This window comes from Chryseobacterium piscicola, assembly GCF_900156685.1.
Taxonomy (GTDB): Bacteria; Bacteroidota; Bacteroidia; order Flavobacteriales; family Weeksellaceae; genus Chryseobacterium; species Chryseobacterium piscicola.
On sequence record NZ_FTOJ01000002.1, the window covers coordinates 230,093 to 243,605 of the forward strand.

Consider the following 13,513-nt stretch of genomic DNA (forward strand, 5'->3'; position numbering starts at 1 on the left):
TAATAATTTAAATTGAAAAAATGAACAATCTTGTTTTCATTGATGTTGAGCTCCGTATTGTTTGGCCAAACTCAGGGTGAAATAAATAATGTAGTGTACAACAATTATAAAAAATAAGACCAACAACTCAATTTAGTTTACAGTCATTCTGTAAAGTAATTATAAAATCAGTTTTTAGATAATTTAAAATTCAAATTAGTTTAAAACGAAAAATTAAAACAAAAAAATAATATATTTGTTTCTAGACAATTAATCAAACTATGGAAAACGTTTTTGATCCAAAAGATGCTCAGAATTACATCAATAGAATAAATAACCTCGTAGAAGATACACACGGATTGTGGGGTAGAATGACAGTAGACCAAATGTTGGCGCATTGTTGCATAACCTACGAAATGGTTTACGAGCCTGAAAAACATAAAAAACCAGGCAGTATTGCTAAATTTATTCTTAAACAATTTGTAAAGCCAAAAGTGGTAAGTGAAAAAGCATATTCCAGAGATTCTCCTACTGCGCCACAATTTTTGATTACCAGCAGAAGAAATTTTCATGATGAGAAAAAAAGACTTATTGGTTTTATTCAAAAAACACAACAGTTGGGTTCTGAGGCTTTTGAAGGAAAAGAATCTTTCTCGTTTGGGAAATTAAAATCTCATGAATGGAATAATATGTTTGCAAAGCACCTCAATCATCATTTGAGCCAGTTTGGAGTTTAAAAATATTGGAGATGAAAAAAATATTATTTCTGTTCTTATTTTGCTCGGCTCTTGGTTTTGCTCAAATGCCAGATATTTCAAAAGTTTGGCTCAACGAAAGCAAACCTTATGAGGGAACGATTGGAAAAAACGGGGAAGTTTTAAAACTAAAAATCAATATCTCTGAGCAAGACAAAGAAAAAGATCAAGAATATTTCGTTTCAGGATATTCGTTAGTAGATAAAGTTTATGCAAAATTTGAAGGTAAAATAAAAATCACCAAATACAAAAACTCTGGCAAGAGAGGAAATGTATATGGCGAATATGAATTTGCTGAAGAAGACAAAGGCAAACATTCTGGTATGTTGAAAGGTAAATTTATTTATACTTTCGGCTGGAATAAAGACGAAAACAAAATAGAAAATCAATATATCCAGATGATAGGAGATTGGTTCAGCTATGACAAAAGCATGAATTTTAAAACGAAACTTAAAAACTGATTTTGATGATAAGAAAAATATTTGCCGTAGTTGGCGGGATGATTGTTGGGAATTTGATTATATTTTTGATCGAAAGCATCAGTCATCTGCTTTACCCTTTACCAGAAAACGTAACGTACGAAAATTTGGAAGCGTTTAGCAAATATGTACAAAGTCTGCCTATTGCTGCAAAATTAATCATTATTGCTGCTTATGCAATTGCCGCATTTGCTGCCGGATTTGTATCTACAAAAATTCCCAAAGACGGAAAACAATACTATGCTATTATTTGCGGAGCAATACTTCTCACTGCAATTATTTGGAACTTTAGCATGCTTCCTACGCCAATTTGGATGTGGACTTTGGGAATGGTGGCGCCGTTTCTTGTTTTAGGAGGATATAAAGCAGCTTTAAATAAAAATAAAATATGAAATTAGGAGTATTCTCACTAAGTTTGAGTGTGAAAGATTTGGATCAATCTAAAAGGTTTTACGAAAAATTAGGCTTTTCGCCTATAGCTGGAAGTGCAGAGCAAAATTATTTCATCATGAAAAACGAAAGTACATTAATCGGGCTTTTTCAGGCAATGTTTGATGGAAATATGCTCACTTTTAACCCCGGTTTGGATGAGAATGCTCAGAATCTTGAAGAGTTTGATGATGTAAGAGTAATTCAAAAAAAACTCAAAGAGAACGGAATCGAATTAGAAAAAACAGCAGACGAATCTACAAACGGCCCCGAACATATTTTTCTAAAAGATCCCGACGGAAATATGATTCTTATCGATCAACACAGATAGATTTCGGTTTTTCCAGTTTACTAGTGAATAGAATCACTTAAATCCTATATCCTTAATTTTAAACATTAAACATTAAACATTAAACATTAAACATTAAACATTAAACATTAAACATTAAATATTGAATTAAAAATATGGCAACAGTAAACCTTTATCTTACATTCAACGGTAATTGCAGAGAGGCTTTTGAATTTTACAAAACCGTTTTCGATGCTGAAATTCCGTATATGGGAACTTTTGGAGAAATGCCTCCACAAGACGGAACAGAAATATCTGAAGCAGAAAAAAACAAAATTATGCACGTAAGTATGCCTATTTCCAAAGAAACTATTTTGATGGGAAGTGATACTACTCAAGAATGGGGAAGCGATTTTGTTGCAGGAAACAATTTTTCAATCTCTGTAAATGCAGAATCTCGTGAAGAAGCAGACCGTATTTATGAAAGACTTTGCAGCAAAGGCGGTCACATGAAAATGGCAATGACAGATACATTTTGGGGTGCATACTTCGGAATGATGACCGATCAGTTTGGCATCAACTGGATGGTAAACTATGATGATCCTGAAAAAACGCAGCAACATCCTTAAGATTTTACTCAATTATTAACCGTCAGTTTTCTGACGGTTTTTTTTAGTAATATAAAAACAGGATTGAAAATATCACTTTTAAAATAATCAAGCAGAAAATATTTAACCCTTCTTTTTTGAACAAAACTTATAATACGAGTCTTTTTTGTTATTGATTTTTAGTATTAATTTTGATTATTTGATAGAAGAAATTAATTAACTTTGTTTTTTTTCTATTCCGAATTTTTAAACTAAAAAACCATTTCACTATGATTCATACTTATGTTATAATATCCATAGCAGTTTTGCTCTCTGTAATGATTTTGGTGATGATAGGGCAAAAACTAAAAGTTGCATATCCCATTTTTCTTGTAATTGCGGGTTTGCTGGTAAGTTTTATTCCCGGAATGCCGCAAATTGAAATAGAACCAGATTTGGTATTTCTCATTTTTCTTCCTCCTATTTTATTTGAAGCCGCTTGGTTTACTTCATGGCAAGACTTTCACAAGTGGCGAAAACAGATTTTTTCAATGGCTTTCGGTTTGGTTTTTCTTACTTCGATTGTTGTAGCTTATCTTTCTTCCTCTATTATCCCCGGTCTTACCGTGGCGATGGGATTTCTTTTGGGAGGAGTAAATTCTCCGCCAGATGCTGTAGCTGCAACTTCTGTTTTAAAGAATATGAAAATTCCAAAAAAGATTACCACTATTTTGGAAGGGGAAAGTTTAATCAATGATGCATCAAGTTTAATTGTTTTTAAATTTGCTCTCGCAGCAGTTATTTCTGGGCAATTTATTTTCAGAGAAGCAGTTCAAGACTTCTTTACAATGGCAATAGGTGGAATTGCGATGGGCATTGCTTCTGGGCTTGTTTTTGGTAAGTTTTTAAGGCATATTCCGTCTAATTCAAATATTGATACTGTTATTACCTTAATTGTTCCTTACGTAATGTACGTTGCAGCAGAACATTTTCATTTTTCTGGAGTTTTAGCCGTTGTAGCTGGAGGCTTGGTTATGTCTTACAACTCACACTGTTATTTAAGTCATACTTCAAGAATTCAAGCAGGAAATGTTTGGAGTGTCGTTATTTTTTTGATGAATACTATTATTTTTATCTTAATAGGTTTAGAGCTTCCTGTTATAGTTTCGTCAATGAAAGATTATACCATTTCGGAAGGTATTTTGTATAGCATCGTCATAGGCGGTGCCATTATTTTTACCCGATTGGCTTATAGCTACGCAGTAGTGTATCTCCCAAGGATATTTTCTAAAAAATTAAGAAAAGAAAACCCAAAACCCGACTGGAAAGAGCCTTTTATTATCAGTTTTGCTGCAATGCGTGGCGTAGTTTCTTTGGCTGCAGCATTGTCTATACCTATTTATATTAGTCCGGGAGAACCTTTTCCACATAGAAATATTATTTTATTCGTCACTTTTGTAATCATTTTAATTACCTTGGTTGGACAGGGTTTAATGATTACACCAATTTTGAAGTGGCTCAAGATTGATGATGGAGGCAGCGATTTGCCAGAAGAAAAACAAGAAGCAATCTTGATGAGAAAATTAAAAGAAACGGCTCTTTTGAAGCTCAATAATGATTTTACTGAGCTATCTGAAAAAAATAGCCTCGTAAAACATCAGATTCATAAGTTGGAAAATGAAATGATGATGATGGCAGATAAAGCTCAGTGCATGGCTTCAACGAGAGATTACATTGCAGCAATGAATGAAAATAAAGATGTTTTGAGGCAAGTGATTCAGGCTCAAAGAAATGAACTTCACAGAATGAAGCGCGAGAAAATTTTCGACGATCATGTGATGAGAACAATAGAAATGCAGTTGGATTTTGATGAAGCAAAAATCACTGGTTTTGCACATACTTAATCTTTAAACTTTAAAAATATAAATCATCTTATCAAATCTCGATCTCTTATGAAAGCTTTCCCAGAAAAAAATGGCAAAACGTAGAACATATAAGGTAGGTTTACTAAAAAATTGAAATTTTGAATTGTGAAGAAGAGCGTTTGCAATCTATTATAATAACAGGTGTTTACTAGAATTTGGAGAGAATGGTTCGGAAATTAGCAAAGAGCAATAAAATTTGTTATTTTTGAGAAAATTTTTTAAACTGAATATGAAAAATAAAATCATAGTAGGATTTGCAGCACTTCTTTTATTTGTTTCTTGTAAAAACGATGAAAAAGTTTTGAACAGCCTTGCAGACTACAACAATTCTATGGAAACCAATGGATATCATTTTGGAGATAAACTTCAGCTTCCGAAGGAAGTTTTAGATTATGCAGAAAGTATAACCATCAGTTTTGGAGATAAAGAAACAAAAAATCTTACAATAGATTCGCAATATTTCACTTTAGGAGATAATCAGGTCACTTTTAATATCAAAACAAAAAGTGGGGAGATTATTTCTCAGGATGCTACAATTAATGTTTACAGCAAAGTAGCAGAACAAAATATTCCCTTCGAAATTGTTGCCGAATATCCACACGATCCGGCAAACTTTGTGCAAGGATTTCAAATGGAAGGCGATATGATCTACGAGAGTGACGGGCAAAATGGCTCTTCAAGATTAATTGCCTATAAATTGGGAGAAACAGCTCCTGTAAAAGAAACTAAACAGGCAGATACCATTTTCTCTGAAGGAAGCACGATTGTAGGCGATAAAGTATATCAATTGACATGGCAAAACAAAATTGGTTTTGTCTACAATAAAAGTGATTTTAAAGAATTATCTCAGTTTGCTTACCCTGAAGTACTTGGCGAAGGATGGGGATTAACGTATGATGGCAAAAACCTAGTAGCTTCAGACGGAAGTAAAAATCTATATTTTTTGGATGCAAAAGATCCTTCGAAAATGGTAAAATATATTTCGGTAGCCGGAAATAAAAATATTTACGACCAACTAAACGAGCTTGAATTCTACAAAGGTTTCATCTATGCAAACGTTTGGCACAAACCAATTATCTTAAAAATAAATCCTAAAACAGGAGAAGTGGTAGGGAAATTTGATTTTACTACTATTACAAAACCATTTACGGATGCAGATAGCGAAAATGTTTTAAACGGAATTGCATTCAGAGGAGATAACATGATAGTAACTGGTAAAAAATGGTCAAAAATATATGAAGTTGCTATTAAATAATTAATTTGAAAGTAATTTCTGACTTAATAAAAAAAGCATGTAAATTGTCAGCGTTCCTTTTGGAACGCTTTCTTAATAAAATAATATTGAGGTTATTCAGTTTCATTTCTCTGCTTTTATTCTGTACAGTTTGTGCACAGAAAAGCCTTCCTTTAGATACATTGAGACTGAAGGAGGCAAAAGATATGTTTGCAGATGATTATGGGAATTTGTATATCTATAAAAATAAAGATTTTACCCTTACCAAGTACGATTCTCTTGGCAAGCAAATTGGGCAGATGATGCTCACAGTTCCGTACAAAATTCAGAGTGTTCAAAACCCTCTTACCATTCCCATGTTTTCTGAAAACGGACAAGAAATGAAATTTGTAGATCAGAATCTTAACGATATCCAGAAAATAGATTTTAAGCAAAAATTTAGCTTTATAAAACATGCTTATGCTGAAGATTTGCAACAAATCTGGCTCTTGGATGAAAGCACACGCAGATTACTTCAGTATAATTTCAGAAACGATACAACAATCAATTCTTACCCTTTCGATGGAGATTTTGATGATATAATCGATCTTTTGGTATATGAAAACAAAGTTTATGTTTTAAGCAAAAAACTTTTCAGCGTTTACAATTTAAAATTTGAAAAACTTTTTGAAACTGAAATTACCCATGCTAAACGTTTCAGACGAGAAAATGAGATCATTTTAATCATTACCAAAAACAGTATCCTAAGTTTCGGTTCTGATGAGAGGATGATCACAGTTTTTGAAGATCCCGAGGCTCAAATTGTGGATAAAAACAACCTCGCTTTTTTTGAAATAAAAGCCAACAAACTTTATCTTTACACACCAGAAAATCTCAAAAAATTGCAAAATACTGCAAAAACCGAAGAATTAGAACAATCTATCGAAGATCTTGAAAGACAAAAGTCTGATAAAGGCGATGTAATAAAGCTGATAGAGGAGATTGAGAATTTAGGTTATTAAAATTAAAACAAGACACAAAAGACATTATGCACATTGCGGTTACAGGAAATATAGGAGCAGGAAAAACCACGTTAACGACTATGCTCGCCAAACATTACAATTGGAACGCACAATTTGAGGATGTAGATCACAACCCTTATCTAGAAGATTTTTATGCAGACATGAGCAAATGGAGCTTTGCACTGCAAATTTATTTTCTCGGAAGCCGTTTCAGACAAGTGAAAGAGATCCGCGAGAGTGGCAAAAATATTATTCAAGATAGAACAATCTATGAAGATGCTCATATTTTTGCTGAAAACTTAAATGATATGAAACTTCTTTCAGATCGTGATTATGCCAATTATATTTCTGTCTTTTCATTAATGAAATCTTTTGTTTCGGCACCTGATCTTTTGATTTATCTTAAATCTGATGTTCCGAATCTTGTAAAAAAAATCTATAAGAGAGGAAGAGAATATGAAGCATCAATCAGCATAGAATATCTTTCTAAACTCAACCAGAAATACGAAAAATGGATTTCAGAATACACCGAAGGAAAATTACTTGTAATAGAAGTTGATGATCTAGATTTTGTAGAAAAACCTGAAGATTTTGGGTTTATTTTAGAAAAAATAGATGCGCAGCTCAACGGGCTGTTTTAGATACCATGAATAGTATGCTATGATGAAAAAGAAGTATCTTTGCAATACACCAAATAAAATAAAATGATATTGAAAGTACTTCACAACGGTAACTGCTCAAAGTCTAAAGCAGTTTTGGAATATCTTGATGAAAACGGAGTTGCCTTCGAAATTATTGATCTTATTGAAGATCCACTCACGGATTTAGAAATAAAAACTTTACTCAAGAAACTCAACCAGAGTGTACAAGATTTGATAAGAAAAGATGACCGTTTCTTTGTAGAAAACTTTGCAGGAAAAAATCTTTCTGATGAAGAATGGATTACTGTTTTGGTGAATAATCCTTCACTCATACAACGTCCGATTCTTATAAAAGGATCTGTAGCATTGCTAGGAAGACCCATAGAAAACGTGAAATTGTTTATAGAATAAAAAAAGTCAGCAGAGATGCTGACTTTTTTATTGTGAACTTAATTTTCTAAGATTACAGTAATATCACTTCTTCAATTTTAGCAACCTCTTTATAAATTTTTATAACCTGGTTGGCATCTAAAACAAAAGCATTAATGTTGCAAGCGGTATATTTTCCGTTTTTACTTTCTCTGTTACCAAGCGTAAACTGTATTCCGTCAAAAACTTTATATATTTCAGTCAATTTTGCCTCATCTGTAGGAATGATGAATTTAAACAAATAATCTTCAGGAAAATCATGATGATCTTCTAGTTTTTGTTTCAAAGATTCGTAAAAATCTTCAGGGTTAGCGTGCTGGTTTCCCTCTATTATATCCATTTTTTAATTTTCTGTAAATTTAAATCATTTTATTTTCCCAAAGCCCCAAGAATAGATTTAGAATTTTCTATTTCATAGTCTTCTACAATATTAAACATTCCGTTTACAAGTTGCTCAGATGCCAATGTACTTAGACCTCCGGAATTTACAGAAGTCTTATTCCCTCCCAATAAACTTCCTAAAAGATTGCTGCCAGATAGAGCTGTATTGATTGTTTTTACAATTCCATACTTATTGAGTTCTTGCTCCACTCGAGGTGCAATGGCTTGTATAAGCTGAGCATGAGTTTTTTCTTTTAAAACTAAAGTAGCAGTACCCTTTTCTCCTTTAATAATTCTGGCAACATCTTGTGCACTTAGATTATTAACAGCGTTTTCAAGAATAGGTTTTGAAATATTTACAGTAAAAACGGCTGCTTCAGCAATATATTGCTTTTCTTTTTGCACAAGTGAAGGTGCTATTTTTTCTAAAGTTGTATTAATATCTCTCAATTCCTTGGGAAGGGCTTTGTCTACAAGATTACTTTGCAAAAAAGCCTCTTTATTTCCGTAGATGTTTGCACCTTTATTTATTCCGCCAAGAAGAATTCTTTTTATAACCACTAAGCCGATATCTGATGTTGCTAAAGACGTGCAAGACTGTACAGAAGTGGTAATGACAATGCCAGTCCCAAAAACCAGTGCAGCTGCAATTATATATTTTTTCATAATCAAATTTAATTCAGATTAGTTTTCAAATATAGCACCAAATATTAAAATTTAAAAATCTATCTCATATTATGTCACTTATTTTACGATAAAAGTTAAAATTATTAATACTATTTTAACAAATAGATGTTTTCAGGAAGAGAGCTCATCATTTTGGGGAATTTATTGCTTCTTTTTGAGAAAATGAGACTAATAACAAATCAATAAATGATAATTTTTCTATTCTATATTAATGGAATATTAATAAATATTGCTTTTTTGTTGCGTAATTATGAATGGATGTGTTAAAAAAGTATTTTCTTTAAGTAAAATTAACATAATTCATTTTTTTTTCTATTTTTGAGTTTAATGTCTTTTTTTGAGATAAAAGAACATAAACAAGAAAATTAAAACTATATGAAACAAAAAAATTTAAAGTATTCTACCCTCATTGCGGTTCTCTACTTCGGTATGAACGTAAACGGGCAGACTGCTCCTAAAGACACTCTTGTAAAAGAGCAGAAAATAGAGGAGGTAGTGATGATTGGTTACGGTGCTCAGAAAAAAGAAAATATTACCGGAAGTATAGGTTTGGTAACAGCAAAAGACCTTGCAGATAAACCTAACGCAAACCCTCTAAGCTCAATACAAGGTAAGCTTGCAGGGGTACAGATTATCAACTCCGGAGCACCAGGAGCTTCACCTAGAGTAGACATCAGAGGTGTGGGTTCTTTGACGGGTAAAACTGTATTTATTGTTGATGGAATGATTACCGATGATATTTCATTTTTGAATCCCCAGGATATTGAATCAATGAGTGTCTTAAAAGATCCTTCGAGTTTGGCAATTTACGGAGCAAGAGCATCAAATGGTGCTGTTATTATCAAAACGAAAACCGGTAAAGGTAAAAAACCTCTTTTTAGTTTCAATTCTTATTTAGGATTTAAAAAAGTTACGAATATTCCGCAGATGGTAAATTCTGATCAGTTTGTGGAATTGTATAATGAAAAAGTGAAAAATGATGCTACAACTCCGCCACAACCATCAGATTTCATATCTAGAGCCAACTATAGCGCAGATACAGATTGGTTTAAAGAAATTTTCAGAACAAGTGTAATAAATTCTAATGACTTTTCGGCTTCTGGAAACGTAGGAAAATTGAATTACTATGCTAGTATAGGAAATTTGCAGGATGAAGGAAATTTAGCTTCAGAAAGAGGGATTAATTCTGGAAGTGGTTTCAACAGATTGAATACTAAATTGAATCTTACCTACAAGATTTCTGATAATATTACGATAGGAAATAATTTTACGTTTTCTAAAATGAGAACGGATGTAGCTCAGAATCCTTTATTAGATGCCTATACTGCACCCCCATTATTTTCTGCAATCAATCCCGCAACAGGAAATTATCAGTTTTTCAATGGTTATACAAATCCCAATCCAAGAGCTAAATTAGATCTTTATCGTTCGCAAATAAGACAAGAAAGGCTCTTGAACAATGTTTGGGCAGAATATAAGTTTCTTAAAGACTTCACTTTGCGTTTAAGTTATACGAATGATAATATCAATACAAATCAGTATGAATACAGCCCAACTTTATTCTATACTCCTGTAGCGGATCAAAAACCAACAAAACTCATTACAAGAGATTCTAGAAATAGAAATTACGTTTGGGATAATACTTTAAGTTATAAAAAAAGTTTAGGTAGTCATAACTTTGAGGTTTTAGCAGGTTTTTCCAGAACAAGAAATAGTTATTCTCAATCTTATTTAGAAGCTCAAAATGTAGCATACAACGGTGAAAACAGTTCTCTGAATATTTTTAGCGGAAATAATATCCTAGCTACCACTTTTGATGAATCACGAGGTGTGGTTCCAGATCACTTCAGAATACAATCATTGTTTGGAAGACTGAATTATGATTATAAAGGAAAATATCTTCTTAATGGTTCTGTTCGTAGAGATGGAACATCAAAGTATTCAGCAGACGAAAGATCTAAAGTTTTTCCGGCAGTGAGTGCAGGGTGGGTAATTTCAAAAGAAGATTTCATGAGCGAGCAAAACGTTTTTAATCTTTTGAAATTAAGAGCGAGTTGGGGAAGATTAGGTAATCCTGATGTACAAAGAGCATTTACTTTAAATACATCCATTATCTCAAGCGGTGCATATTATGGTAACACAGGCAGCCCGGCCCAAACTATTAATAGAATTGTAGATACCTCAATAGGATGGGAAATTACTACAGGAAAAGATTTGGGATTGGAAATGGCAATGTTTAATAATAAATTAAAAATAGATGCCACTTATTTTGATAAAGATTCTAAAGATGTTGTTTATGGTGTATTTCAAGGAACGGTTTCTGGAGCAGATAACTGGCGCGATTATGTAACCAATGCTTACTCTTTTAATAATAGGGGGTTTGAAGTTTCTGTGAATTACAATACTAAAATTAATGATAATATTGGCTTGGGAGTTTACGGTAACTTTACTGCACTGAAAAATAAAATTACTTCTGTATATGGAGGATCTTATCTAGAAACAGGCGCAAGTTTATTCGGCAACTCAATTATTAGATTACAAGAAGGGCAGGCTGTAGGTTCATACTACGGTTATCAGGTAGCCGGAGTTTTCCAGACGGATGCTGAAGCAACGGCATCTGGTCAAAACGGAGGAATTGCAAAAGCAGGTTGGTTTAAATTTGCAGATATGGACGGAAATGGTGTTATCGACACCAGAGATAAAACGTTTTTAGGAAGCCCAATTCCTAAAGGTACTTATGGTTTCGGAATCAATATGAATATCTACAGCTTTGATGTGGGTATTGATTTCCAAGGTGTATTTGGTAACAAAATCTACAACTATAATCGTGAGCAAAGATATGGTAATGAGAAATGGGATTTAGACTTCTATAATAATAGATGGAGAGGCGCAGGAACTTCCAACAGTTATTCAATGACTACCAATAACCAATTTATTATTTTACCAAATAGTTTTTATGTAGAAGACGGAAGCTATATCAGAATTAGAAATATTCAAGTGGGATACAATTTGCCAAAAGCGTTTACAAACTCTATGTCTATTACCAAGTTGAGATTGTATGTAAGTGCACAAAACCCTTGGACAAGTTTTAAATATAATGGCTTCTCTCCGGAAGTCTTGAATTCTGATAGAGTACAAATGGGTATCGATAACAATATCTATCCTATTGCCGCTATCTATACTTTTGGTATGAACTTAACATTTTAAAAGAAAATCATGAAAAAAATATTTTTATCAATCGCTGTAATTTCAGTTTTAGCAAGTTGCAAGGATGAATATTTAGATATAAAACAAGAAGGCGTTAAAGAAGCAACTGCATTTTTTCAGACACAAGATGATGCAATGCAAGCTACTAATGCAGTCTATAGTTTCTTAAGAAGCTGGGAAAATTCAGCTTTCCCTTATCAGTTTGTTTTTGGGGTTCCTGCGGATGATGTCATCAAAGGATCAAACTCTGGGGACGCATCATTTATCACTGCTTACGATAACTTCAGTTTCACAGTGGGTGATGACGGCGTACGAGGTTATTGGATAGGGCAGTGGCAGGCTGTAGGAAGAGCTAATCAAGTAATTACCAATGTTCCAAAAATAAGTATGGATGAAACATTGAAAGCAAGATTAATAGCAGAATCAAAAATGCTTAGAGCATATTTTTACTTTAATCTGGTAAGAATTTATGGTGGTGTTCCTATCTTTGATGGTTTGCAAGAAAATTACAACCTTCCAAGAAAGTCTGTAAATGAAGTTTATGATTTTATTATTTCAGATCTTACAAGTGCAGCAGCGGTTCTTCCACAATCTTATGGTGCAGCAGATTTAGGTAGAGTTACTAAAGGTGGTGCTTTAGGATTACTCTCCAAAGTATATTTGTACAAAAAAGATTACCAAAAAGCGTATGATACTTCCAATCAGGTGATTGCGATGGGGTATAGTTTAGATCCTAATTTCAACCATTTATTCAGACCTGCGGGAGAATTTGGTACAGAATCAGTTTTTGAAGTAAACTGCCAATGTTCTGCTCAATTTGGCGGAAGTCAATATGCCGAAGTTCAAGGTGTGAGAAACCAATTCGGATGGGGATTCTTTACGCCTTCTCAAGCCTTAGAAAACGCATTTGAAGCAGGAGATATCAGAAAAGAACTTACCATTTTAAGAAATGGAGAAACAACTCCTGAAGGAGATCTTATCGCAATGGGAGATCCACAATCTGTACCTACTTTTAATCAAAAAGTATATGTACCCACTTCTTTAAATAATAATGCTTGTGGATACGGATCTATTCAAAATATCAGAATTCTAAGATTTGCAGAAATTTTACTTATCAATGCAGAAGCTGCTAATGAACTAGGAAATACAGCTGTTGCAATTACAAATTTAAATAAAGTAAGAACAAGAGCAACTCTTGCAGGCACTACAGCAACTACACAAGTGGCTTTGCGTACAGCAATCTGGCACGAAAGAAGGGTTGAGCTTGCATTAGAAGGTGATCGTTTTGTTGATCTTGTGAGAACAGGACAAGCGGCAACTGTTTTAGCATCTTACGGGTTCAAAGCAGGGAAAAATGAAGTTTTCCCAATTCCTTTAGATGCCATGAATCAAAGTAACGGTGTCTTTACTCAAAATCCTGGTTACTAATTATTTTAATAGATAAAAATAGCCAAAGTTTAACTTTGGCTATTTTTTTAACCTAATTTTCA

General features: G+C 33.2%; 14 protein-coding genes. 12 read left to right on the forward strand and 2 right to left on the reverse strand.

What is annotated here, in order from left to right; translation table 11 throughout:
* Window positions 1-260 precede the first annotated feature (260 nt).
* The 10 genes from BW939_RS05030 (at window position 261) to BW939_RS05075 (ending at window position 7,730) form a co-directional block, all read left to right on the forward strand.
* Window positions 261-716: a DUF1569 domain-containing protein gene (locus BW939_RS05030; RefSeq protein WP_076450477.1), complete on the forward strand. Its 456-nt coding sequence runs from the start codon at window positions 261-263 to the stop codon at window positions 714-716.
* 11 nt (window positions 717-727) lie between these two features.
* Entirely contained in the window at window positions 728-1,195 is a 468-nt protein-coding gene (locus BW939_RS05035; RefSeq protein ID WP_076450479.1) for a hypothetical protein, read from the forward strand.
* 5 nt (window positions 1,196-1,200) lie between these two features.
* Window positions 1,201-1,605, forward strand: a complete 405-nt coding sequence (locus BW939_RS05040; RefSeq protein ID WP_076450480.1) for a hypothetical protein — start codon at window positions 1,201-1,203, stop codon at window positions 1,603-1,605.
* Window positions 1,602-1,973 carry a VOC family protein gene (locus tag BW939_RS05045; RefSeq protein ID WP_076450482.1) on the forward strand — a complete coding sequence of 124 codons (372 nt, stop codon included), beginning with the start codon at window positions 1,602-1,604 and terminating at the stop codon, window positions 1,971-1,973. Before BW939_RS05040 ends, BW939_RS05045 begins: the two co-directional genes overlap by 4 nt.
* A gap of 134 nt (window positions 1,974-2,107) precedes the next feature.
* Window positions 2,108-2,560 carry a VOC family protein gene (locus tag BW939_RS05050; protein WP_076450484.1) on the forward strand — a complete coding sequence of 151 codons (453 nt, stop codon included), beginning with the start codon at window positions 2,108-2,110 and terminating at the stop codon, window positions 2,558-2,560.
* Between the two features lie 248 nt (window positions 2,561-2,808).
* Window positions 2,809-4,422 (forward strand): Na+/H+ antiporter, encoded by a 1,614-nt coding sequence (locus tag BW939_RS05055; protein WP_076450485.1) that lies wholly within the window; start codon window positions 2,809-2,811, stop codon window positions 4,420-4,422.
* 250 nt (window positions 4,423-4,672) lie between these two features.
* Window positions 4,673-5,698, forward strand: coding sequence for a glutaminyl-peptide cyclotransferase (locus BW939_RS05060; RefSeq protein WP_076450487.1), 1,026 nt, complete (start codon window positions 4,673-4,675; stop codon window positions 5,696-5,698).
* A gap of 86 nt (window positions 5,699-5,784) precedes the next feature.
* A complete protein-coding gene (locus tag BW939_RS05065; RefSeq protein ID WP_076450489.1) occupies window positions 5,785-6,678 on the forward strand; it encodes a hypothetical protein in 894 nt (297 codons plus the stop codon).
* 26 nt (window positions 6,679-6,704) lie between these two features.
* Window positions 6,705-7,319, forward strand: a complete 615-nt coding sequence (locus BW939_RS05070) for a deoxynucleoside kinase (protein WP_076450490.1) — start codon at window positions 6,705-6,707, stop codon at window positions 7,317-7,319.
* Window positions 7,320-7,382: 63 nt separating this feature from the next.
* Entirely contained in the window at window positions 7,383-7,730 is a 348-nt protein-coding gene (locus BW939_RS05075) for an ArsC/Spx/MgsR family protein (protein WP_084566602.1), read from the forward strand.
* A gap of 52 nt (window positions 7,731-7,782) precedes the next feature.
* Here BW939_RS05075 and BW939_RS05080 read toward each other — a convergent pair whose 3' ends face one another.
* Complete coding sequence (locus tag BW939_RS05080) at window positions 7,783-8,088, reverse strand: DUF493 family protein (protein WP_076450492.1); 306 nt, start codon at window positions 8,086-8,088, stop codon at window positions 7,783-7,785.
* A gap of 29 nt (window positions 8,089-8,117) precedes the next feature.
* Window positions 8,118-8,795 (reverse strand): DUF4197 family protein, encoded by a 678-nt coding sequence (locus BW939_RS05085; protein ID WP_076450493.1) that lies wholly within the window; start codon window positions 8,793-8,795, stop codon window positions 8,118-8,120.
* A gap of 396 nt (window positions 8,796-9,191) precedes the next feature.
* Here BW939_RS05085 and BW939_RS05090 point away from each other — a divergent pair, with 396 nt between their 5' ends.
* Both BW939_RS05090 and BW939_RS05095 read left to right on the forward strand, forming a co-directional pair.
* The gene (locus BW939_RS05090) at window positions 9,192-12,023 is read left to right on the forward strand and encodes a SusC/RagA family TonB-linked outer membrane protein (protein ID WP_076450495.1); all 2,832 of its coding nucleotides are present in this window, start codon (window positions 9,192-9,194) and stop codon (window positions 12,021-12,023) included.
* Between the two features lie 9 nt (window positions 12,024-12,032).
* Complete coding sequence (locus tag BW939_RS05095; protein WP_076450497.1) at window positions 12,033-13,451, forward strand: RagB/SusD family nutrient uptake outer membrane protein; 1,419 nt, start codon at window positions 12,033-12,035, stop codon at window positions 13,449-13,451.
* The last annotated feature ends 62 nt before the right edge of the window (window positions 13,452-13,513 follow it).

Bases quoted from the DNA above. Each gene is read 5' to 3' on its own strand.
- BW939_RS05030 (WP_076450477.1), top strand. From the start codon at position 261: ATGGAAAACGTTTTTGATCCAAAAGATGCTCAGAATTACATCAATAGA.
- BW939_RS05085 (WP_076450493.1), bottom strand. From the start codon at position 8,795: ATGAAAAAATATATAATTGCAGCTGCACTGGTTTTTGGGACTGGCATT.
- BW939_RS05055 (WP_076450485.1), top strand. From the start codon at position 2,809: ATGATTCATACTTATGTTATAATATCCATAGCAGTTTTGCTCTCTGTA.
- BW939_RS05090 (WP_076450495.1), top strand. From the start codon at position 9,192: ATGAAACAAAAAAATTTAAAGTATTCTACCCTCATTGCGGTTCTCTAC.
- BW939_RS05095 (WP_076450497.1), top strand. From the start codon at position 12,033: ATGAAAAAAATATTTTTATCAATCGCTGTAATTTCAGTTTTAGCAAGT.
- BW939_RS05040 (WP_076450480.1), top strand. From the start codon at position 1,201: ATGATAAGAAAAATATTTGCCGTAGTTGGCGGGATGATTGTTGGGAAT.
- BW939_RS05080 (WP_076450492.1), bottom strand. From the start codon at position 8,088: ATGGATATAATAGAGGGAAACCAGCACGCTAACCCTGAAGATTTTTAC.
- BW939_RS05060 (WP_076450487.1), top strand. From the start codon at position 4,673: ATGAAAAATAAAATCATAGTAGGATTTGCAGCACTTCTTTTATTTGTT.
- BW939_RS05035 (WP_076450479.1), top strand. From the start codon at position 728: ATGAAAAAAATATTATTTCTGTTCTTATTTTGCTCGGCTCTTGGTTTT.
- BW939_RS05045 (WP_076450482.1), top strand. From the start codon at position 1,602: ATGAAATTAGGAGTATTCTCACTAAGTTTGAGTGTGAAAGATTTGGAT.
- BW939_RS05075 (WP_084566602.1), top strand. From the start codon at position 7,383: ATGATATTGAAAGTACTTCACAACGGTAACTGCTCAAAGTCTAAAGCA.
- BW939_RS05050 (WP_076450484.1), top strand. From the start codon at position 2,108: ATGGCAACAGTAAACCTTTATCTTACATTCAACGGTAATTGCAGAGAG.
- BW939_RS05070 (WP_076450490.1), top strand. From the start codon at position 6,705: ATGCACATTGCGGTTACAGGAAATATAGGAGCAGGAAAAACCACGTTA.